General features: G+C 33.4%; 19 protein-coding genes and 2 tRNA genes. All 21 read left to right on the top strand.

Features of this window, described 5'->3' with window-relative positions; genetic code table 11:
- The first annotated feature begins 267 nt into the window (after positions 1-267).
- The 21 genes from GGR97_RS10250 (at position 268) to GGR97_RS10150 (ending at position 22,068) form a co-directional block, all read left to right on the top strand.
- Positions 268-1,329 carry an anhydro-N-acetylmuramic acid kinase gene (locus GGR97_RS10250; protein WP_167898421.1) on the top strand — a complete coding sequence of 354 codons (1,062 nt, stop codon included), beginning with the start codon at positions 268-270 and terminating at the stop codon, positions 1,327-1,329.
- A gap of 229 nt (positions 1,330-1,558) precedes the next feature.
- Positions 1,559-3,022, top strand: a complete 1,464-nt coding sequence (gene nhaB, locus GGR97_RS10245) for a sodium/proton antiporter NhaB (protein WP_167898420.1) — start codon at positions 1,559-1,561, stop codon at positions 3,020-3,022.
- 108 nt (positions 3,023-3,130) lie between these two features.
- Positions 3,131-3,814 (top strand): MotA/TolQ/ExbB proton channel family protein, encoded by a 684-nt coding sequence (locus GGR97_RS10240; protein WP_167898419.1) that lies wholly within the window; start codon positions 3,131-3,133, stop codon positions 3,812-3,814.
- Between the two features lie 334 nt (positions 3,815-4,148).
- On the top strand, positions 4,149-4,541 hold the full coding sequence (locus GGR97_RS10235) for an ExbD/TolR family protein (protein ID WP_167898418.1): 393 nt from the start codon (positions 4,149-4,151) through the stop codon (positions 4,539-4,541).
- A 6-nt stretch (positions 4,542-4,547) separates the two neighbouring features.
- Positions 4,548-5,384 (top strand): energy transducer TonB, encoded by an 837-nt coding sequence (locus GGR97_RS10230; protein WP_167898417.1) that lies wholly within the window; start codon positions 4,548-4,550, stop codon positions 5,382-5,384.
- Between the two features lie 91 nt (positions 5,385-5,475).
- Positions 5,476-6,750 (top strand): bifunctional folylpolyglutamate synthase/dihydrofolate synthase, encoded by a 1,275-nt coding sequence (locus GGR97_RS10225; protein WP_167898416.1) that lies wholly within the window; start codon positions 5,476-5,478, stop codon positions 6,748-6,750.
- 62 nt (positions 6,751-6,812) lie between these two features.
- Positions 6,813-7,841, top strand: a complete 1,029-nt coding sequence (locus GGR97_RS10220) for an NAD-dependent epimerase (RefSeq protein ID WP_209272358.1) — start codon at positions 6,813-6,815, stop codon at positions 7,839-7,841.
- A 6-nt stretch (positions 7,842-7,847) separates the two neighbouring features.
- Positions 7,848-8,870, top strand: coding sequence for a mannose-1-phosphate guanylyltransferase (locus tag GGR97_RS10215; protein ID WP_167898415.1), 1,023 nt, complete (start codon positions 7,848-7,850; stop codon positions 8,868-8,870).
- A 57-nt stretch (positions 8,871-8,927) separates the two neighbouring features.
- Positions 8,928-9,005, top strand: a tRNA-Val gene (locus GGR97_RS10210).
- Between the two features lie 25 nt (positions 9,006-9,030).
- Positions 9,031-9,108: transfer RNA gene (locus GGR97_RS10205), tRNA-Val, on the top strand.
- Between the two features lie 109 nt (positions 9,109-9,217).
- Complete coding sequence (locus GGR97_RS10200; RefSeq protein WP_167898414.1) at positions 9,218-10,186, top strand: Gfo/Idh/MocA family protein; 969 nt, start codon at positions 9,218-9,220, stop codon at positions 10,184-10,186.
- 66 nt (positions 10,187-10,252) lie between these two features.
- Positions 10,253-11,533 carry a nucleotide sugar dehydrogenase gene (locus tag GGR97_RS10195; RefSeq protein ID WP_167898413.1) on the top strand — a complete coding sequence of 427 codons (1,281 nt, stop codon included), beginning with the start codon at positions 10,253-10,255 and terminating at the stop codon, positions 11,531-11,533.
- A 148-nt stretch (positions 11,534-11,681) separates the two neighbouring features.
- Positions 11,682-13,007, top strand: a complete 1,326-nt coding sequence (locus GGR97_RS10190) for a UDP-glucose dehydrogenase family protein (protein WP_167898412.1) — start codon at positions 11,682-11,684, stop codon at positions 13,005-13,007.
- A gap of 123 nt (positions 13,008-13,130) precedes the next feature.
- On the top strand, positions 13,131-13,475 hold the full coding sequence (locus GGR97_RS10185) for a four helix bundle protein (RefSeq protein ID WP_167898411.1): 345 nt from the start codon (positions 13,131-13,133) through the stop codon (positions 13,473-13,475).
- 266 nt (positions 13,476-13,741) lie between these two features.
- Positions 13,742-14,713: a type I phosphomannose isomerase catalytic subunit gene (locus tag GGR97_RS10180; protein ID WP_167898410.1), complete on the top strand. Its 972-nt coding sequence runs from the start codon at positions 13,742-13,744 to the stop codon at positions 14,711-14,713.
- Positions 14,714-14,719: 6 nt separating this feature from the next.
- On the top strand, positions 14,720-15,667 hold the full coding sequence (locus GGR97_RS10175; protein ID WP_167898409.1) for a GDP-L-fucose synthase family protein: 948 nt from the start codon (positions 14,720-14,722) through the stop codon (positions 15,665-15,667).
- Between the two features lie 4 nt (positions 15,668-15,671).
- Positions 15,672-16,580 carry a hypothetical protein gene (locus tag GGR97_RS10170; RefSeq protein ID WP_167898408.1) on the top strand — a complete coding sequence of 303 codons (909 nt, stop codon included), beginning with the start codon at positions 15,672-15,674 and terminating at the stop codon, positions 16,578-16,580.
- Positions 16,581-16,881: 301 nt separating this feature from the next.
- Complete coding sequence (gmd, locus tag GGR97_RS10165; protein WP_167898407.1) at positions 16,882-18,120, top strand: GDP-mannose 4,6-dehydratase; 1,239 nt, start codon at positions 16,882-16,884, stop codon at positions 18,118-18,120.
- 61 nt (positions 18,121-18,181) lie between these two features.
- Positions 18,182-19,726 carry a lipopolysaccharide biosynthesis protein gene (locus tag GGR97_RS10160; RefSeq protein WP_167898406.1) on the top strand — a complete coding sequence of 515 codons (1,545 nt, stop codon included), beginning with the start codon at positions 18,182-18,184 and terminating at the stop codon, positions 19,724-19,726.
- Positions 19,716-20,864 carry a glycosyltransferase family 4 protein gene (locus tag GGR97_RS10155; RefSeq protein WP_167898405.1) on the top strand — a complete coding sequence of 383 codons (1,149 nt, stop codon included), beginning with the start codon at positions 19,716-19,718 and terminating at the stop codon, positions 20,862-20,864. Before GGR97_RS10160 ends, GGR97_RS10155 begins: the two co-directional genes overlap by 11 nt.
- A 7-nt stretch (positions 20,865-20,871) precedes the next feature.
- Positions 20,872-22,068 carry a hypothetical protein gene (locus GGR97_RS10150; RefSeq protein ID WP_167898404.1) on the top strand — a complete coding sequence of 399 codons (1,197 nt, stop codon included), beginning with the start codon at positions 20,872-20,874 and terminating at the stop codon, positions 22,066-22,068.
- The last annotated feature ends 54 nt before the right edge of the window (positions 22,069-22,122 follow it).

The raw sequence follows: 22,122 nt of genomic DNA, 5'->3' as shown, positions 1-22,122 counted from the left end.
TTCAGGAAGTATAAGTTTTAAAAGGTCTAAAGTAAGTTCCAATACGAATAAATTTAAACCTCAAAACTAAAACTATCCTAATTCACACACAACTTCTGTGATTGAGCCCTTTTCACTTTTCCCTTCTCACTTTTCCCTTCTCACTTATCACTTATCACTTTTCACTCTTCACTCCTCACTTATCACTTTTCGTTTTTCACTCCTCACAACCTCACAAGTACCAAAATTAGATTACTTAGTTTTGCTCAAACAAGAGTGCGTAATAGAATGAATCATAAAAATAAGGATATCATAGGAGTAATGTCGGGAACTTCATTAGATGGAGTGGACTTAGTCTACGTGAGTTTTAAGGAATCGAATCAATTTAAAATCTTGGCAAGTGAAACAATTCCCTATACACAAGTTTGGTTAGAGAGTTTAAAAGAAATATCATCAATTCCTAAAGGAGATCCTCGTTTGAAAAAACTAGATATTGAACTAGGAGTGTATTTTTCTGAATTGATTATTGAGTTTATAAAATCAAATAGAATACAGCAGGTTGATTTGATTGCTTCTCATGGGCATACGGTTCATCATCAACCAGTATTAGGCTACACATTGCAAATAGGTTCTGGTAAAGAAATTTACAAAGCAACGGGGCTAACAACAATTTGTGATTTTAGAACTCAAGATGTAAAACTAGGAGGTCAAGGAGCTCCATTGGTGCCTGTAGGAGATGAGATTTTGTTTTCGGAATATGACTATTGTTTAAATCTAGGAGGTTTTTCTAATGTGTCTTTTGTAGATGATGGGCTAAGAAAAGCCTATGATATTTGTCCTGTGAATATAGTATTGAATCATTACGCTAGAATACTAGGACTTTCTTATGATGACAAAGGTCTTTTGTCTAAAACGGGAATAATAAACCACGGCTTGTTGGATAAACTGAACGGATTGGGTTTTTACAAATCAACCAAGCCTAAGTCTTTAGGTGTTGAATTTGTAAATCAAGAAATTCTTCCTTTGATATCAAAATACAAGATGTCTGTGGTAGATGTTTTACGAACTTTTGTAGAGCATATTGCCATTCAACTAAGTCAAAAAATAACAAAAGGAAGCGTTTTGGTAACGGGAGGTGGAGCGTATCATTTGTTTTTGCTAGAGAGGTTGTCTGTTTTAAGATCTGATGTAAATTGGATCGTTCCTGAAGCTGAAATTGTGGAGTACAAAGAGGCTTTGATTTTTGCTTTGCTGGGAAAACTTAGGATAGAGGATAAGGTAAACTGTTTAGCGAGTGTTACGGGAGCTAAGAGAGATCATTCTTCGGGGGTGATCTATAACAAGAGCTAGTTTTATAAGTTTTTACACGTGTGATTTCTGTTGTTTTTTTTTGAGTTGCTGGCTTTTGCTGTTGAGTTAAGTGGATGTTAAAATCATTGTTAAATATTTATAAAATTAATCAAGCTTTGTTAAATTATTGTTGTTTTGCGGTATTTACTGAATTTTTAACAAGTATAAATACCTAGTGAAACTATTAAAATGCTATTTTAGCTACCAAATTTTAAAAAAATAAAATACAATGAAATATTTTTTAGGCTCTAGTCCAAAATGGTTCAAGTTAATAATGATCTTTTTCTTATTGATCAATATACCGGTTTCAATAATGGCACCTCACTTTGGAGCTTGGTTGTTTATTGCTGAGTTTATCTTCACATTAGCAATGGCATTAAAATGTTATCCATTGCAATCAGGTGGTTTGTTAGCTATTGAAATTATCGCTTTAGGCTTAACATCTCCAGAAAATGCATATCACGAAGTAGATCAAAACTTAGAAGTAGTTTTATTATTAGTGTTTATGGTAGCAGGAATCTATTTTATGAAACCTTTACTAATGTATATTTTTAGTAAAATATTCACAAAAATCAAATCAAAAGTAATCTTATCATTATTATTTGTGTTCTTGTCTGCAATTTTATCTGCGTTCTTAGATGCATTAACAGTAACAGCAGTTTTAATTAGTGTAGCAGTTGGTTTTTATGGAATTTATCATAAAATCCATTCTGGAGCAGGAGATTTCAATCAAGATGGAATCTTAGATAAAAAGGAACTGAGTGGTGAAACATTAGAGCAATTCAGAAGCTTTTTAAGAAGTTTAATCATGCACGGTGTAGTAGGTACGGCTTTAGGAGGTGTATGTACTTTAGTGGGGGAACCTCAAAACTTATTGATTGGTGAAAGAATGGGATGGGATTTTGTAGAATTCTTTGTGAAAATGAGTCCTATTACCATGCCAGTATTAGTTTGTGGTTTGTTAACAACAGTAGTGTTAGAGTTAACAGGGACTTTTGGTTTTGGTGCCAAGTTACCTAAAATAGCAGATCAAATTATTCAAGGATATACGAATGATGAAGATGCGAAAAGAACTGCAAAAGAAAAATACGCTTTAAAAGTACAAGGGATTGCAGCATTAATGTTAATAGCAGGATTAGCATTGCATTTAGCTCCAGTAGGTTTTATTGGATTGGCTTTAATTATTTTACAAACCGCTTTTATGGGAATTACAGAAGAGCACCAGTTAGGACATGCTTTTGAAGAAGCATTGCCGTTTACAGGGTTATTGGTAGTTTTCTTTGTAGTGGTAGCAATGATTCACGATCAACACTTATTCTCTCCAATTATTCATTGGGCATTAGAGCAAAGTCCAGAAGCACAACCAGGATTGTTTTACATAGCAAACGGAGTGTTGTCTGCAATTAGCGATAACGTATTTGTGGCAACAGTATATATAGGAGAAGTACAGCAAGCTTTTAAATCGGGAGTAATTGATAGAGAACATTACGAACATTTAGCAATTGCAATTAACACAGGTACAAATTTACCAAGTGTGGCAACTCCAAACGGTCAGGCAGCATTTTTATTCTTATTAACATCTGCATTGGCTCCATTAATTAACTTGTCTTATGGAACAATGGTAAAAATGGCATTGCCTTATACAATTGTTTTAGGGGGTGTAGGGTATATAATGGTAAGAATCATCTTATAGTAAAAAACACACATTTTAAAAAAAGGAACCTGAATAAGGTTCCTTTTTTTGTTTGTAGTTGTGCAATAATTAATTGTATTTTCGTTACATAAATTAAGAGTTTATATTATGGTTCAAAATCAAGCTGAAGTTTTACCTGTTGCTGAGGTAAGTCAAGAAAAAACACTTTCTATTTTTGAGTTAATCATGGATGGTGGTGTTGGAGGTCAAATAATTATGGGGATCTTATTCCTGTTATTAATTGTTGGAGTTTATATTTATGTAGAGCGATTTTTGTCAATCAAAGCGGCTAGTAAAGAAGACAAAAACTTTATGAATCAAATAAAGGAGCAAATCAGTATGGGGAATATTGATGCAGCCAAAGCTTTATGTGCTAAGGTAGACACTCCTGTAGCAAATTTAATTCAGAAAGGAGTTTCAAGAATTGGAAAGCCTTTAGATGATATCAATACAGCAATAGAAAATGCAGGAAAGCTAGAGATTTATAAATTAGAAAAAAACGTAAGTGTATTAGCAACGATTTCTGGAGCAGCTCCTATGATTGGGTTTTTGGGAACGGTAATAGGAATGATTATTTCTATTCACGAAATTGCCAACGCAGGAGGGCAAATAGATATCAAAATGTTATCAGATGGTTTGTATACAGCCATGACAACAACAGTAGGAGGATTAATTGTAGGGATTATTTCCTACATCACATACAATCACTTGGTGGTAAAAACGGATAAGGTAGTGTATCAAATGGAAGCCAAATCGGTGGAGTTTTTAGACTTGCTAAATGAGCCAATGTAGTAGTATTGTCAAAACCCAGTCACACTAAGCCCGTCGAATTTGAGTCATGCTGAGCCTGTCGAAGCATAGCCCGTCGAAGCATCATATGTTGAATGTGTTCGAAATCTGTACTGAGCTTGTAAAAATAGAGTCATGCTGAGCCTGTCGAAGCATAGCCAAGATGATAATAAATAGAAAATAATTTTAATTTTGTGAAAGCAATCATTTCAACAAATAAACAATACAATCGAAACCCAGTTATGCTGAGCCTGTCAAATTTGAGTCATGCTGAGCTTGTCGAAGCATATACATACGTTTAACAACTCATCAATCCACCACTTAAACACATACAAACATGAATCTAAGGAATAGAAATAAAGTAAGTGCAGATTTCAATATGTCATCTATGACAGATATTGTTTTCTTGCTATTGATTTTCTTTATGTTGGCTTCAACTTTGGTAACAGTAAATGCGATTGATGTTTTATTACCCAAAGCAGGTGGGAAAACCGAAAATAAAGGAGTAATTTCTGTATCTATTACTAAAGAAGGAACATATTATGTAGATGCTGATGAAGTTGAATTCAATCAACTAGAAAATACATTATTAACAAAGTTTTCATCAGAGAGTCAAGGGACTTTAGTGATTAGAGGAGATCACGAATCGGCTTATAAAAATATCATGAGCGTGATTGATATTGCGAACAGAAATAAAATCAAAATGATTTTAGCAGTCAAAGGTCAATAAGAAGTTATGATATTAAAAACAACATACCAAAGAAAGGCGGCTATCATAACCACTGCATTTGCAGGGCTAGTGCTGTTCTTGTTGTTTTTCTGTGGATTAAGATACTTAGATCCACCAGAAGAGTATGGAGTGGCAATCAATTTTGGAACTTCAGAAGTAGGAGCAGGAGAACCTAAGTTGAACGAAAGTATCAAATCGAGCCCTGTAGAAAGTCAACCAAAGCAAGCACAAGAAGAGCTAAAGCAAAGTGAAGAAGTACAAGAAAAAGTATTGACACAAGCTACAGAGGAAGCTCCGGTAGTGAAAGAAGCTAAAGAGGTAAAAAAGACGGTACCTAAAGTAGTAGAGAAAAAAGCAGAGCCTAAAAAAACAGTAAAAAAAGAAGTTGTAAAAGAGCCTACACCAACCAAAGAAACTCAAAATGCATTAAATAACTTATTCGGAAAAACAGCAACAGGAAAGACGGCTGAAAGCGAAGGTGATGATAATGTAAACGGAGTAAAAGGTGCTGAATCTGGAGACCCGAATAGTACTAAATACTACGGTAATGATGGTTTAGGGGGGGAAGGAAATTACCTGTTAAAAGGAAGGAGAGTTTTATCCAAATTTATTAGAGAGCCCAATTGCAATGAAGAGGGAATTGTGGTAGTTAAAGTTGTGGTTGATAGGAGTGGAAAAGTAATTAGTGCAGAGCCAGGATTTAAAGGAACGACTAATACTAGTCCTTGTTTGTTAAAACATGCTAAAAAAGCGGCTTTGGCAACCAAGTGGAATCCCGATGGCAATGCTCCCAGCAAGCAAATAGGATTAATACGTTATGAATTTATTGGTCGGGATAAGTAGATACAAAATTCTGCAATAGCTACTAAAAACTAAGTACTTAATACTCAGTACTCATTACCCAATACTCAGTACCCAATACTCATTACTATATATGAATTATCAAGAAACCTTAGATTGGTTATTTAACCAATTGCCGATGTACCAAAAAGTGGGAGCAAAGGCTTATAAAAAAGATTTGTCAAACACTTTGTTGTTAATGGACTACTTAGGGAATCCAGAAAAAAGCATCAAGGCAATTCATGTGGCAGGAACCAATGGAAAAGGGTCTACCAGTCATATGTTAGCATCTATACTACAAGAGCAGGGCTATAAAACAGGTTTATATACTTCTCCTCATTTAATTGATTTTAGAGAGCGAATCAAAATCAATGGAGAAGAGATTTCACCTGAATATATTATTGATTTTGTGAAAAAGCACAAAACCTTTTTTGAAGAAAACGCCCTGTCTTTTTTTGAAATGACAGTAGGTTTATCTTTTGAGTATTTTAAAGATAGCCATACAGATTATGTGGTTTTAGAAACGGGCTTAGGAGGTAGATTGGATTCTACCAATGTGGTAGATGCTTTAGTAGCAGTAATTACCAATATAGGTTTAGATCATACTCAGTTTTTAGGAGATACTTTACCTTTAATAGCTGCTGAAAAAGCAGGAATCATAAAGCAGAACAAACCTGTGGTGATTGGAGAATACCATATAGAAACGTTTCCTATTTTTGAAGCCATCTCAAAGCAACAAAAGGCACCTTTATACAAGGCTTTTGACATACCAGAAGTGACCTACAGTTGTGAGTTAAAAGGAGAGTATCAAAAACACAATTTAAAAACGGTAATTCATACAATAACAGTATTACGTGGTTTAGGGATTGAAATTACAGAGAAGTCTGTAGAAAATGGACTGTCAAAAGTAATTCAAAACACAAGTTTGCTAGGGAGGTACCAAATAATGCAAGAAAGTCCTAAGCTAATCTGTGACACGGGACATAATAAAGAAGGGATTTCTTTAGTTGTACAACAGTTGTTAAAGGAGGATTATAGAAAATTACACATTGTTTTTGGTGTGGTAGATGATAAGGATTTAACATCGGTATTGCCATTATTACCAAAACAAGCCATTTATTACTTTACAAGACCAACAATCGCAAGAGGCTTGTCAGAGGAAAGCTTAAAAGAAGAGGCTGAAAAACAAGGTTTTTTTGGGACTTCTTTTACTTCAGTAGAACAGGCAGTTAAAAAGGCTTTGTCAATAGCAGAACCTCAAGATTTACTATATATTGGAGGGAGTACTTTTGTGGTTTCGGATTTTCTACTTTTCTGGAGAGACGAGTTGAAAAAGACCAAACACAATCAAAAGCTAACGTCAAAATAACAATAGCTAATAAACATTGTACTATATTTGTTGCTTTATAAATCTGAAAATAGATACAATTAATGAAGATTTTAGTTACAGGTGCAGCTGGGTTTATTGGATTCCATTTGTCTACATTATTACTAAGTAGAGGGCATCAGGTAGTGGGAATTGATAATATCAATGATTACTACGATGTCAATTTAAAGTATGCTAGACTAAAGGAATTAGGGGTTGACAAAGCATCAGCTTCTCAGTTTCAAAAGGAAGTACGTTCCGAAACGCATCCTGAATTTAAATTTTCAAGAATCAATTTAGAAGACCGAGAGGTTATAAATAACCTTTTTGAAACAGAGAAATTTGAGGTAGTTTGTAATTTAGCGGCACAAGCTGGAGTGAGATACAGCATAGAGAATCCACATGCTTATGTAGATAGTAATATTGTGGGCTATGTAAATTTGTTAGAGGCTTGTAGAAATACGGGAGTAAAACATTTGGTATACGCAAGTAGCTCTAGTGTCTATGGATTAAATTCTAAAATCCCTTTTTCAACAAACGATACCGTAGATACACCAATTAGTTTGTATGCAGCTTCCAAAAAGAGCAATGAGTTAATGGCTCATACCTATTCTCATTTATTCGGTTTTGCAACTACGGGCTTAAGATTTTTTACAGTTTACGGACCTTGGGGAAGACCCGATATGGCAGCCTACTTATTTGCTGAGGGAATCAGATACGACAAACCTATAAAGGTATTCAATCATGGAAAAATGGAACGTGACTTTACGTATGTAGGGGATATTGTCCAAGGAGTCATGAGAATCATTGAAGGGGAAGTAACAACTAGAAAAGAAAAAGGAGAGTTGTATAAAGTATACAATATTGGTAATAACAATTCAGTAAAGTTGATGGATTATATTGCGAATATTGAAAAAAACTTAGGCAAGAAGGCAGAGAAAATCATGATGGATATGCAGCCGGGAGATGTAGCAAAAACTTGGGCAGATGTGTCAGAATTAATAAAAGACTACAATTACAGTCCTAATACTTCGGTAGAAGAGGGAGTGAAAAAATTTATAGATTGGTATAAAATTTACAACAATATTAACTAAATAGCTATGGGAAAAGTAATAAACATTGTTTTAAGTGGAGGAGTAGGTTCAAGATTATGGCCTATTTCTAGAAAAAAAAGTCCAAAACAGTTCATACAAATTTTTGAAGGAAAATCTTTGTTTCAATACACTATGTTAAGGAATAAAGCCTTGGTAGATGATTACATGTTGGTAACCAATGAAACTCAATTGGTCATGGCAAACCAACAAGCCAAAGAACTAGGAATTGCAGTAGAGAAAAAGATAGTAGAATCTGTTGGGAGAAATACAGCTCCAGCAATTACCTTAGCAGCTTTAAGCTTAGATCCTGATGATATTATGTTCATAACTCCTTCAGATCATATGATTGGAGATGAGAAAGAGTATAAGTTAGCGGTAAACAATGCCATTCGATTAGCCAAAGAAGGAAATATTGCTACTTTCGGAATTCAGCCTTTAAAGCCTGAAACTGGATATGGGTATATAGAGTATGATGGAGAAGATGTAAAGTCTTTTAGAGAAAAGCCAAATCAGGATTTAGCCATCAAATACATTAGATCGGGGAATTTCTGTTGGAATAGTGGAATGTTTTGTTTCAAAGCTTCTGTATTCTTAGAGGAAATTAAAAAATACCAAACGGCTATTTATGAAGCATCTGTAACGGCTTACGAACAAAGCAAAGAGGGGTACATCAAAAAAGAGGCTATGGAAAAAATACCAGAAGATAGTATTGATTTTGCAGTCTTAGAAAAATCAAGAATTATCAAAATGGTAAAGTCTCACTTTATTTGGTCAGATTTAGGTTCTTTTGATTCGTTGATTGCGTATGCAAAAGATTTTCATAATGATGAGTTGTTTGAAATGGTAAAAGGAGAGAATATTGTGAATTCTTATGCGATGTGCTCTAAACCCGTATATGCAACAAGAGGAATCGATCATATTGTTTTAATAGAGTCAGAAGATTGTATTTTGTTGATTACCAAGGACAAAAGCGAAGAGGTAAAGCAGATACGTGAGTACGCTGGGGATAGAGATAAAAATTTATTGTAATTTTTTTAAAAATATTTGTTTTTATCTAGAATAAAGCCCTATATTTGCACCCGCTAAGGGCGATTAGCTCAGTTGGTTCAGAGCACCTCGTTTACACCGAGGGGGTCGGGGGTTCGAATCCCTCATCGCCCACCAAAATACACCTTAGTATAACAACTAAGGGCAATTAGCTCAGTTGGTTCAGAGCACCTCGTTTACACCGAGGGGGTCGGGGGTTCGAATCCCTCATTGCCCACCAAAAGTCCACTTCAATCGAAGTGGACTTTTTTATTTCCCAAAGGTTTGAGTTCTCATATTCGTTTTTCTATATTTGGTAGCTGTAGTTGTAAATGACTATACTTAGAATTATGAAGAATTTTGCATTGTTGGGGGCAGCAGGTTACATAGCTCCAAGACACTTAAAAGCGATTAAAGATACAGGAAACCAGTTGGTGGCTGCGTTAGATAAAAATGATAGTGTAGGGATTATTGATTCCTATTTTCCAGAAGCTTCTTTCTTTGTGGAGTTTGAAAGGTTTGATCGTCATGTGGAGAAGATAAAAAGAGAAAATAAAGTCAAGTTGGACTATGTAAGTATCTGTACACCTAATTATTTACATGATGCTCATATTAGAATGGCTCTAAGGTCGGGTGCAAATGCAATTTGTGAAAAACCTTTAGTGTTAAATCCATGGAATATTGATGCTTTGCAAGCTATAGAGCAAGAGACGGGGAATAAAATTTACACCATACTTCAGTTAAGACATCACCAAGCAATTTTAGATTTAAAAAAGAAAGTACAACAAGCACCCGAGGGAAAAGTGTTTGATGTGGATTTGACCTACCTAACTTCTAGAGGAAAGTGGTACTATGCTTCTTGGAAAGGAGATGTAACGAAGTCTGGGGGAATTGCTTCTAATATAGGGGTTCACTTTTTTGATATGTTGGCTTGGGTCTTTGGGGACTTGCAAGAAAATGTAGTATATGAACATAGTCATGATAGAGCTTCTGGGTATTTAAGGTTTGCCAAAGCTAGAGTAAAATGGTTTTTATCAATCAACTATGAGGCTTTGCCAGAAGAAATTAAAGAAAAAGGGCAGAGAACTTATCGCTCGATAACGGTAGATGGAGATGAGGTTGAGTTTAGTGGAGGGTTTACCGAATTGCATACAGAAAGCTACAAATCTATTTTAGAAGGAAAAGGTTTTGGTTTAGAAGATGCAAGGAATTCAATTCAGATTGTTCATGAAATAAGAAATGCACAATTTCAACAACCTAAAAAAGGAAAAGTGCATCCTATGTTTTTTTTACCAAAAACATTACATCCTTTTGCTTAAAATTAAGAAATACTTAACTTATGTTTATGAGTTTTAGTTTATATTTGCTACTTGAAAAAGAATTATATGAAGATAGGTGTTATTGGTTTGGGTTATGTAGGACTACCCTTAGCTAGACTATTTGCAACAAAATACAACACAATCGGTTTTGACATTAACAAAACTAGAGTTGCGGAATTACAGCAAGGAATCGACTCGACCTTAGAGGTAGATAAAGAAACCTTGTCTTCAGTAATAAGAGAGTCTTCTTCTACAGAAGCAACAGAGGGTTTGTATTGTACAACAGATACGAAAGAGCTTACATCGTGTAATTTTTATGTAATAACCGTCCCAACTCCAGTAGATAAAAACAATAGACCTGTATTAACTCCGTTGATAAAAGCGAGTGAAGCAGTAGGGGCCGTGCTTAAAAAAGGAGATATTGTAGTTTATGAATCTACGGTGTATCCTGGAGCAACAGAAGAAGATTGTATTCCTGTGTTAGTACGAGTTTCGGGATTAAAATTCAACAAAGACTTTTTTGCAGGCTATTCTCCAGAAAGAATCAATCCAGGAGATAAAAAACATACCGTTGATAAAATATTAAAAGTGACTTCGGGTTCCACTCCCGAAATTGGACTTAAGATTGATGAGGTATACAAATCAATCATCACAGCAGGAACCCATTTAGCACCCACCATAAAAGTAGCAGAAGCAGCCAAAGTAATAGAAAATTCACAAAGAGATATCAATATTGCTTTTGTAAACGAACTGTCTAAGATTTTTAACTTAATGGGGATTGATACCTCAGACGTATTAAAAGCAGCAAGTACAAAATGGAATTTTTTACCCTTTAAGCCAGGCTTAGTTGGGGGGCATTGTATTGGTGTAGATCCTTATTACTTAGCGCAAAAAGCACAAGAATTCGGATACCATCCCGAGATTATCTTAGCAGGAAGACGTATGAATGATAGTATGGGAAGCTATGTAGCAGCTCAAGTAACCAAACTAATGATTCAAAACGATTTAAAAGTAAAAGGAGCTGAAATACTAGTGATGGGAATTACTTTTAAAGAAAATTGCCCAGATGTTAGAAACACAAAGGTAGTAGATGTCGTAAGGGAATTACAAGAATACGGAATGGCAGTGGATATATATGATCCTTTAGCCAATCCAAAAGAAGTAGATAGAGAATACCAGTTAACCACGGTGACACAATTACCAAACAAAAAATATCAAGCAGTGATATTAGCAGTGGCACACCAAGAGTTATTACAAGTAGATTTTGAAAATATAATAGTGCAAAACGGAGTAATTTACGATGTAAAAGGAGTTTTAGATAAAAATAAAATAACAGGAAAACTATAACCGATCATCGACAATCGAACCTCGACCATCGAAACCCGAATCTCGAACCTCGAACAACGAAACTCGAAAAACGAAACTCGAACCTCGAACAACGACAATCGACCAACGAACAACGAACAACCAATAATAGAAATAAAACATAAAAGGTATGAACATTACAGTAGTAGGAACAGGATATGTAGGGCTAGTTACAGGAACTTGTTTTTCTGAAATGGGAAATAAAGTAACTTGTATTGACATCGATCAGAAAAAAGTAACTGCGTTAAAAAACGGAATCATTCCAATTTACGAGCCAGGTTTAGAACCTTTGGTAAAGAAAAACGTTGAGTTAGGAAACTTAAGTTTTAGTACAGCTATTAAAGATGGTTTGGAGAATTCTGAAGTGGCTTTTATAGCGGTAGGAACTCCTATGGGAGATGATGGCTCAGCAGATTTACAATATGTACTAGCAGTGGCAAGACAGATTGGTGAAGAAATGACGAAGCCTTTGGTAGTAATTGATAAGTCTACAGTGCCAATTGGAACAGCAGACAAGGTAAAAGCAACCATTAAAGAAGCTTTAGATAAAAGAGGAGTAGATATTGAATTTCATGTAGTCTCAAATCCAGAGTTCTTAAAAGAAGGAGCTGCGGTAAATGATTTTATGAAACCAGACAGAGTAGTGGTAGGAGCAGAAACCGAAGCGGCTTTTAAAGTAATGAGAAAGTTATATGCTACGTTTACACACAATCACGATCGTTTGATTGAGATGGATGTACGTTCTGCTGAAATGACAAAATATGCAGCCAACGCTATGTTAGCAACAAAGATTTCATTCATGAATGAAATTGCAAACATTTGTGAAAAAGTAGGAGCAGATGCCAATAAAGTGAGAATCGGAATTGGATCTGACAATAGAATTGGATACAGTTTTATTTATCCAGGAGCAGGGTATGGTGGTTCTTGTTTTCCTAAAGATGTAAAAGCATTAAAGAAAATTGCAGAAGAAAATGGATACAAAGCCAAATTAATCACTTCGGTAGAAGAGGTAAATGATGCTCAAAAATTTGTGATTTCTACAAAGGTAATTTCAAAGTTTGGTGAAGACTTAACAGGTTTTACTTTCGGAATTTGGGGATTGTCTTTCAAACCCGGTACAGATGACATGCGTGAAGCACCTGCCATTTATGTAATCAAAGAATTGGTGAAACGTGGAGCAAAAGTAAAAGCCTACGATCCAAAAGCAATGCACGAAGCACAAGAGTTCTATTTAAAAGGAGTGGAAAATGTAGAATATGTATCTTCTAAATACAAAGCTTTAGAAAATGCAGATGCCATGATTTTATTAACGGAATGGAAAGAATTTAGATCTCCAGATTTTATGGAAATTAAAGAGTTGTTAAAATCTCCAATCGTATTTGATGGAAGAAATCAATACGGAGTGTTTGAAATTGAAAAAGAAGGATTTGAATATTACCAAATAGGAAAAGCGTAGTTAAACGAACCTCGTCCATCGAACAACGATCATCGAATATCGACCAACGAAAAACGAAAAACGAACCTCGACCAACGACCAACGACCAACGACCAACGAATAACGCCAATCGAACAACGAAAAATGGAATCTAAACTTGAAGTTTGGAAATTAGCACATCAATTAACGTTGAAAGTGTATCAGATCTCTAACAAGTTTCCTTCTTCTGAAGCATATGGCTTAACGAGTCAGATAAGAAGAAGTTCAAGTAGTGTTCCAACAAATATAATAGAAGGACAAGGAAGACAATATAAAAAAGAATTTGTACAGTTTTTATACATAGCCAAAGGATCTTTAGAGGAAATGAATTATCAATTGTTTTTAGCAAGAGATTTAAAATATATTTCTAGCGAGGAATACGAAGAGTTATATGAAATGTGTACAAGAATTAAAATGATGTTGTATAAATTAATAAAATCATTAAAATAAACTGAATAACGCCAATCGAATAACGAAACCCGTCCATCGTTAATCGTCCAACGAAACTCGAACAACGAAACCCGAAACACGAACCTCGTCCATCGCCAATCGAAAAACGAACCTCGAACAACGAAACACGGATATCGAACCTCGTCCAACGACAATCGAACAACGAACAACGAAACCCGAAACCCGAAACCCGAACCTCGAACAACGAACAACGAAACCCGACCAACGAAAAACGACCAACGACCAACGAAACCCGAACAACAACTATGAAAACATACCCAATAAAATTCACACCAATCCTCCAAGATAAAATATGGGGTGGTCAAAAATTAAAAACGGTATTAAACAAACAAACCGATTTAAACCGTGTAGGAGAAAGTTGGGAAATATCTTCTGTAAAAGATGCGATTTCTGTAGTTGCAAATGGAATGTATAAAGGGAAGAGTTTAATTGAATTAATAGCCGAAAATAAAACAAGTTTACTTGGAGAAAAAGTATACCAACAATTTGGGAATACCTTTCCGTTGTTGATTAAATTTATTGATGCTACAGAAAATTTATCAATTCAATTACATCCAAATGATGAGTTGGCTCAAAAAAGGCACAATTCGTTTGGAAAAACAGAAATGTGGTATGTGGTAGATGCGGATAAAGGAGCAGAACTGAATGTAGGTTTTTCAAAAGAAATGACTCCAGAGGCTTATCAACAAGCAGTTGCCGAAAAGAAAGTTTTAGACGTCTGTAATTTTGAAAAAGTACAAGCAGGAGATAGTTATTTCATCAAAGCAGGTTTGGTACATGCCATAGGAGCAGGTTGTTTAATTGCAGAAATACAACAAACATCAGACATTACCTATCGTATTTATGATTGGGATAGAGTAGATGATCAAGGGAACGAAAGAGAATTGCATACGGATTTAGCGGTAGAAGCTTTGGACTATTCAGAATGTACAGATGTAAAATGTAGGTTTGAAAAGAAAAAGAATCAACCTTCTGAGATTGCTACCTGTGATTATTTTACGACAAATTATTTGAAAGTTAATGATTTGTTTACTAGAGACTTGTTACAAATAGCCTCTTTTGTCGTTTATATTTGCGTGGGAGGTTCTGGAACCATAATAGTAAACGGAATTAAAGAAAACATACAAAGTGGAGAAACGATATTAATTCCTGCAAATGCAGAAAAAGTTGATATCGAAGCTCAAGAAATAGAATTGTTAGAGGTATACATAAAATAAAAGGGAATGGATAAGAATAGTAAAATATACATAGCAGGTCACAGAGGAATGGTGGGGAGTGCTGTGTATAGAGTTTTAGAACAAGAAGGTTATACCAATATTATTGGAAGAACGAGCAAAGAGTTAGATTTAAAAGATGCGCTTGCTGTAAAAAACTTTTTTGAAACAGAAAAACCAGAAGTAGTAATTGATGCGGCAGCTAGAGTAGGGGGGATTTTAGCAAACAATGAATATCCATATCAATTTTTGATGGAGAACATGCAAATTCAAAACAATTTAATTGATCAGTCCTTAAAATCGAATATCAACAAATTTATTTTTCTAGGGAGCTCTTGTATTTATCCAAAATTTGCTCCACAACCCTTAAAAGAAGAATATTTACTAACAGATTCTTTAGAGCCTACCAACGAATGGTATGCGGTAGCAAAGATAACAGGTGTAAAAGCTTGTGAGGCTATAAGAAAACAATTTAACAAAGATTTTGTTTCTTTAATGCCAACAAATTTATATGGAACCCATGATAATTTTGATTTAAAAACATCTCATGTATTACCAGCCATGCTTCGTAAATTTCACGAAGCAAAGAAAAACAATGAGCCTGTTGAATTGTGGGGAAGCGGGACTCCTATGAGAGAGTTTTTATTTGTAGACGACATGGCAAAATCGGTAGTATTTGCTTTAGAAAATGTGTTGCCAGAGCATTTATACAATGTAGGAACAGGAGAAGATTTGACTATTAAAGAATTGGCAGAAACCATTCAGAAAGTAGTAGGACATAAAGGAGAAATTGTGTGGGATAGCTCTAAACCAGATGGAACCCCAAGAAAGTTAATGGACATTTCTAAAATGCACAAATTAGGTTGGAAACATGAGGTAGCTTTAGAGCAAGGAATAGAAAAAACATACACTTGGTTTTTGGAAAACATAGATAACTTCAAACAAGTTAAAATGTAAGCATATGATACGTAAAATTTTATATGCAGTAATTGTTTTAACTGTTATTACAGAATTGTTTTTAAGATTTTATTTTGGATTTTGTGATAATGTTTTGTTTAGATCGGATGAGAACTATGAATATATAGCACAACCAAATCAAAATCGTTTCAGGTTTAGAAACCATATTGAATATAACGCTAATTCAATGAGAAGTCAAGAGGTGGACTCAAGTTCATATGTGGTTTTAGGCTTGGGTGATTCTGTAATCAATGGAGGTGTATTAACAGATCAAACAGAGTTAGCAACAACTATTTTATCGGATACATTATCTAAAATAAAAGGAAAGAAAGTACAGTTTTTAAATATTTCAGCGGGTAGTTGGGGACCAGATAACTGTAGTGCTTATATTGATAAAAATGGAATATTTAATGCGAAATCAATTTGGCTATTTGTAAGCTCACACGATGCTTATGATAACATGGAGTTTGATAATGTTGTAGGAGTTCACCCTAGTTATCCAAGGGGACAGTATTCTATTGCTATTTATGAAATTTTAGATAGATACATATTACCTAAGTTTTATAAAATTATAAAGAAACAAAGAGTTAAAATTGATAGAGATAAATTTCTTGGAATTAACAAAAAGAAGATAAATAGCGAGTTTAATACAGGATTTAAAGATATTTTTAATTTATCAGTAAAGCATCAAATACCAATGGTAATATACTTACATGCTGAAAAAAAAGAATTAAAAGCAGGTAAATATACAGATCAAGGTCAGGAAATAATCAAATTTGCAAATCAAAATAATATAAAGTTGATTAAAGATTTAGAAAATGGAATAGAGTTTTCTGATTATAGAGATGAAATACACTTAAATGCCAGTGGACAAAAAAAACTAGCACATATAGTATTAAAATCATTAAGATAACAACAAAATCGTCCATCGCAAATCGCAAATCGTCCAACGATAATCGAAACACGAAAAACGAAACCCGAAACACGAAAAACGAAACCCGAAAAACGAAAAACGACCAACGAAACCCGAACAACGAGTAACGAAGCCCGAACATCGCCAATCGAGTACCAAACATAATTTTCACAAACGGTCATCGAGCGGAGTCGAGATGTTGTAATACTCCTCTCGAACAACAAAAGACGAACATCGAACAACGACCATCGAACAACGAACAACAAAAGACGAACAACGACTATCGAAAAATAAAAAAAATATGAAAGTAGCATTAATCACAGGAATCACAGGACAAGACGGATCTTATTTAGCAGAATTATTATTAGAAAAAGGCTATATGGTACATGGGATCAAGAGAAGATCATCATTATTTAATACCGATAGAATTGATCATTTATACCAAGATCCACACGATCCAAACCAGAGATTAAAGTTGCATTATGGAGATTTAACAGATGCTATGAATTTAACTCGTATCATCCAAGAATGTCAACCAGATGAAATTTACAACTTAGGAGCGATGTCTCATGTAAAAGTTTCTTTTGACTCTCCTGAATATGTAGGAAATGTAGATGGATTAGGGACTTTAAGAATTTTAGAAGCAGTACGTATTTTAGGTTTAGAAAAGAAAACTAGAATTTACCAAGCTTCTACCTCAGAATTATATGGAGGTTTGCCAGAAAATAAAAACGAAAGAGGTTTTTACGATGAAAATTCTCCCTTCTACCCACGTTCTCCTTATGGAGTAGCAAAAATTTATGGTTTTTGGATTACAAAAAACTACCGTGAAGCTTATGACATGTATGCTTGTAATGGTATTTTGTTCAACCACGAATCACCAAGAAGAGGGGAAACTTTTGTAACAAGAAAAATTACAAGAGCAGTAGCCAAAATTGCATTAGGATTACAAGATAAAGTTTTCTTAGGGAACTTAGAAGCGAAACGTGACTGGGGACATGCTAAGGATTACGTTCGTATGATGTGGATGATTTTACAGGCAGAAAAAGCGGAAGACTGGGTGATTGCTACAGGAATAACAACAACAGTACGTGACTTTGTACGTATGGCTTTTGAAGAAGTAGGAATTGAAGTAGAATTTAAAGGAGAAGGTGTAAACGAGAAAGGATTTATCAAGAGTATTGATAAAGAAAAATACGAAGCAGCAACAGGAATGAACATCGACCAACAAACATCGAACAACGAAAATCGAACAACGAACAACGAAGAAGGGTCTTCGAACAACGAAAATCGAACAACGAACAACGAACAACCAACCATTGGAAAAGAAGTCTTATCTGTAGACCCTTCTTATTTCCGTCCAACAGAAGTAGATTTGTTATTAGGAGACCCTACTAAAGCCAAAGAACAATTAGGATGGGTGCCAGAGTACGATTTAAAAGGCTTGGTAAAAGACATGATGCAAGGGGATATAGCCATCATGAAAAAAGATGTAGACTTACTAAAAGCAGGACATCAAATTTTAAAGCAATTGGAGTAAAATCCCTACAAAAAGTAGTTGTTTTATCTGTTGTTTTAGGTAAATAAATCATTTTTAAATTATGCGTTCTTCAGATAGAGTTTTAATGAATACCTTCATCTTATATGGAAGGGTTATATTAACTGCAGGGATTTCTTTGTATACGACAAGAGTTGTGTTAGATGCGTTAGGTGAAGTCGATTATGGGATTTTTAATTTAGTTTCAGGAGTAGTTGTTATGTTGTCGTTCTTGAATAACGCCATGGCTAATAGCACACAAAGGTTTTTATCTTTTTATCAAGGGAAAAATAATCTGAATTCTCAAAAAAAAATATTTTCTAATAGTTTGTTTATTCATTTTGTACTGGCAGTAATATTAGTTGTTGTATTGGAGTTTTTAGGTTTGTTTTTGTTTGATGATTTTCTGAATATACCAGAAGAGAGAGTACAGGCAGCGAAGTATGTTTTTCATTTTATGTGTTTCGATATTTTCTTTACTATTATGTCTGTTCCTTATAATGCATCTTTAATGGCTCATGAGAATATTTTGTGGGTAGCTATTTCAAATGTTATAACAAGTATTCTTAAACTTATCATAGCTTATTTAGTTATTTTCAGCGATTTTGATAATTTAATTTTTTATGGCTTTTTGATGGCTTGTTTAAATTTGACAAATTATCTATTATTTATGCTTTATTCAGTTAAAAATTATGACGAGTGTGAAGTTTTATTTGATAAGGAATTGATAGAAAAAAAATATTTATTTAAAATGGCAAATTTTGCTGGATGGAATTTACTAGGAGTCATAAGTGGTATGGGAAGAACTCAGGGATTACCAATTATATTAAATTTATTTTATGGTACTAAGGCAAATGCTTCTTATGGTGTGTCTTATCAAATTTCAGGTCAGTTAAATTTTTTTTCTGCCTCATTGCTAAGAGCACTAAATCCACAAATAATGAAAAGTGAAGGTGCTAGTGATAGGGAACGGATGTTGCGTATTTCATTATTAGCTTGTAAGGTCGGTTACAGTCTTCTAGCTATAATTGTAATACCATTTATGTTTGAAATAGATAATATTTTTGATTTTTGGCTGAAAACAATTCCGGAATATGCGATTTCATATTCTTTATTTATATTGGGGTATTTTTTAATATCTCAGTTAACTGTAGGTTTAGATTCAGCAATACAAGCAGTTGGTGATTTAAAAATGTATTCAATAATAACAGGTGGAATTAGGTTAATGACCTTACCTTTTGGTTTTGTTGCTTTACATCTAGGTTATGGTTATGTTACTTTTTTTACTTTATTTTTAGTATTTGAGGTTTTAGCTGGTTCTATGAGAGTTATATTGTTAAAATCCAAAGCAGGGTTAAGTATAAAAGAATATGTGACTAATGTGCTGGCTAGAGTTGTTTTACCAAGTTTGTTAAGTGTTTTAGTGTGCATATTGATGGTAAGTTATGTTGCTGATACTAACTATAGGTTTTTAATAACAGGAATGCTTGCTACATTATGTTTTGTAATCTCATTTTTATATGTTGGATTTAATAGTTGGGAAAAAGAACTTATTAAATCATTAGTCAAAAGAATTAAGAAAAAAATAAAAAAGTCAAATGGGGTATAAAATATTAGCAATATACGGTAATCAAGTCTATTATGGTCATGAACGATCTAATATGCAGGTTTTTAATACTTTAACTACTGAAGGGTATGAGTTTGTTGTGTTAGTTAATAAGAAAGGTATAGCCAAACAAGCAAAACAAGTTCTAGATCAAAAAGAGATAGCCTATTCTCAAATTTCGTACCCAGATTGGACAGACATGAGAAAACCTTTTACGATTATAAAAACATTAAGGTATTTAGGTAAAGTTGTAAAACATAATGTAGAGTTTTTAAAACAACATAAAAAGGTAAAACCAGATTATATATACATAGCCAATGATTTTATGTATATAAATTTGATACCTGCTTTGTTATTAATTAATACAAAAGTAGTTTACAGGTTAGGTGATGCCCCTGTGGTTCAATGGAAACCTTTTAAGTTTTTATGGAGAAACTACATTGTAAAACGCACACATAAATTTGTTTGTATATCTAAATATATACATAATAAATTGATTGAAGCAGGTAGGTCTAAAGAGAGTAATGACATTGTGATATATAACTTTCCTCCAGAACGTATAGAAAAAATTTTAAAACCTATTGATTTCATCAAAAAAGGGCTTGTTTTTTCTTATTTAGGACAAATTATTAAAATTAAAGGAGTTTCCGAGTTTATTGATGCAGCAATTGCTATTTGTGAAAAACACAATGATGTATATTTTTTATTGGCAGGAAGTTTAGAGTATGATAAAGATTTTTCACAATTACAAATAAATAAAGTAAAAAATAATAATCTTCAGGATAGAATTATTTTCTTAGGTAATATTGAAAATATCAAAGATTTTTTTAAAAAGACAGATGTTTTAGTAACGCCTTCAATCAAAGAAGAACCTTTAGGGAATGTACTCGTAGAGGCCAAAGAAAATAGTACACCGTCTATTATATTTAATTCAGGAGGAATGCCCGAGTTAATAGATCATGAAGTAAATGGATATATCTGTAAAAATAAAACAGCTTTTGAGTTAGAAAAAGCAATAGAATATTATATAAATATACCTGAAGTAATAAAGAAACATGGTACTGAAGCAAAAAGATCTATTAGCAAATTAGGAATAGGAGAAGGTATGTATAAAGAAAATTGGTTATCAGTTTTTAAATAAAGATTAAATGATAACATTAAAAAGAAAGAATAATATTATTTTTACAGGTATTGTTATATATATATTATCTGTACTTACCTTTTTTTCACCTGTATTTATCAATAATACATTGCTAAAAGCAGTTTCTTTTGGAATAATGTTTTTTGGTTTTGCTTTGGCTATAGTAGAAATTTTCCCCAAAAAACATACAAAATCAGCTTATTCTAAATCCATTAAATGGATTATAGTGTTAGGAATTATATCTGTGATAATGGGATATATTCAACATCAACAGTCAATTTTAGTAAACATCCGTATGATGTTAGATGTAGTTCCTTTTGCTTTTTTCTTTATTTTAAAAAAGTATAATTATCAACTTGATACTACTGAAAGGTTAATAAAAGTAATTTCAAAAATATATTGTGTATTATTTGTAATAGCTTTAATAGCAGCACCTTTGATTCTTTTTGACAAGTCTGGAGGGAAGGTACAAGAAATAAATATTGGCAGAGGTGTGGCAAGAGTTAAATTAGCAGGTTCTTGTTTTTTACATTTTCATTTTTTCTTAGCCATAAATAATTGGCTAACAAAAAAACGTAAAGTAGACATGTTCTGGGTTGTAATTACTTTTGTGTTTATAGTATTAGAGGTAAGCAGACAACATATTGTAGTGGCTTTCATTTTAGGATTTTTAATGATTTCTCAAAACGTAAACTGGTTTTATAAAATACTTGTTATTTCATTTACTTTATTGTTAGTGAAATTTGCAGTAAACAATATTACTGTTGTCCAAAACTTAATAGAATTAACAACAGATCAAGTAAATGAAACAGGAACAGAAAATATAAGAATTTTAGCATTTGAAGAATATATGTTTAATCATAACACAAATGTTTTACAAGATATTTTTGGAAATGGAATTCCTAATGAAAATAGTAGTTGGGGAAAACAATACAATAGATTTAGAGAGGTAACAGGCTTAATACCGTCTGATGTAGGTTTCGCCAAGATCTTTTTTTATTTTGGAACTTTAGGGCTTCTGGTTTTTTTATTATTAGGTTTTAAAGTGCTTAGTAAAAAAGTACCTCCACAAATACAATATGCGAAGTTTTATGTGACTTTTGTGTATTTAACAAATATAGCGTCACACGGAATCTTTACCGAAGCAATAACATTAACCATTGCTTTGTATATTCTAGATTTTTATAATAAAAAATATGTATAATTTGATTAGATTAAAGCCTAAAGAAAATATAATAATAGCAAACCAAAAGAGGGT

The sequence above is a fragment of the Wenyingzhuangia aestuarii genome, from assembly GCF_011927765.1.
Lineage (GTDB): Bacteria > Bacteroidota > Bacteroidia > Flavobacteriales > Flavobacteriaceae > Wenyingzhuangia > Wenyingzhuangia aestuarii.
Note: the sequence above shows the minus strand (reverse complement) of the source record. Positions and strands in the feature narration are given on the sequence as shown.

Bases quoted from the DNA above. Each gene is read 5' to 3' on its own strand.
- GGR97_RS10250 (WP_167898421.1), top strand. From the start codon at position 268: ATGAATCATAAAAATAAGGATATCATAGGAGTAATGTCGGGAACTTCA.
- nhaB (WP_167898420.1), top strand. From the start codon at position 1,559: ATGAAATATTTTTTAGGCTCTAGTCCAAAATGGTTCAAGTTAATAATG.
- GGR97_RS10240 (WP_167898419.1), top strand. From the start codon at position 3,131: ATGGTTCAAAATCAAGCTGAAGTTTTACCTGTTGCTGAGGTAAGTCAA.
- GGR97_RS10235 (WP_167898418.1), top strand. From the start codon at position 4,149: ATGAATCTAAGGAATAGAAATAAAGTAAGTGCAGATTTCAATATGTCA.
- GGR97_RS10230 (WP_167898417.1), top strand. From the start codon at position 4,548: ATGATATTAAAAACAACATACCAAAGAAAGGCGGCTATCATAACCACT.
- GGR97_RS10225 (WP_167898416.1), top strand. From the start codon at position 5,476: ATGAATTATCAAGAAACCTTAGATTGGTTATTTAACCAATTGCCGATG.
- GGR97_RS10220 (WP_209272358.1), top strand. From the start codon at position 6,813: ATGAAGATTTTAGTTACAGGTGCAGCTGGGTTTATTGGATTCCATTTG.
- GGR97_RS10215 (WP_167898415.1), top strand. From the start codon at position 7,848: ATGGGAAAAGTAATAAACATTGTTTTAAGTGGAGGAGTAGGTTCAAGA.
- GGR97_RS10200 (WP_167898414.1), top strand. From the start codon at position 9,218: ATGAAGAATTTTGCATTGTTGGGGGCAGCAGGTTACATAGCTCCAAGA.
- GGR97_RS10195 (WP_167898413.1), top strand. From the start codon at position 10,253: ATGAAGATAGGTGTTATTGGTTTGGGTTATGTAGGACTACCCTTAGCT.
- GGR97_RS10190 (WP_167898412.1), top strand. From the start codon at position 11,682: ATGAACATTACAGTAGTAGGAACAGGATATGTAGGGCTAGTTACAGGA.
- GGR97_RS10185 (WP_167898411.1), top strand. From the start codon at position 13,131: ATGGAATCTAAACTTGAAGTTTGGAAATTAGCACATCAATTAACGTTG.
- GGR97_RS10180 (WP_167898410.1), top strand. From the start codon at position 13,742: ATGAAAACATACCCAATAAAATTCACACCAATCCTCCAAGATAAAATA.
- GGR97_RS10175 (WP_167898409.1), top strand. From the start codon at position 14,720: ATGGATAAGAATAGTAAAATATACATAGCAGGTCACAGAGGAATGGTG.
- GGR97_RS10170 (WP_167898408.1), top strand. From the start codon at position 15,672: ATGATACGTAAAATTTTATATGCAGTAATTGTTTTAACTGTTATTACA.
- gmd (WP_167898407.1), top strand. From the start codon at position 16,882: ATGAAAGTAGCATTAATCACAGGAATCACAGGACAAGACGGATCTTAT.
- GGR97_RS10160 (WP_167898406.1), top strand. From the start codon at position 18,182: ATGCGTTCTTCAGATAGAGTTTTAATGAATACCTTCATCTTATATGGA.
- GGR97_RS10155 (WP_167898405.1), top strand. From the start codon at position 19,716: ATGGGGTATAAAATATTAGCAATATACGGTAATCAAGTCTATTATGGT.
- GGR97_RS10150 (WP_167898404.1), top strand. From the start codon at position 20,872: ATGATAACATTAAAAAGAAAGAATAATATTATTTTTACAGGTATTGTT.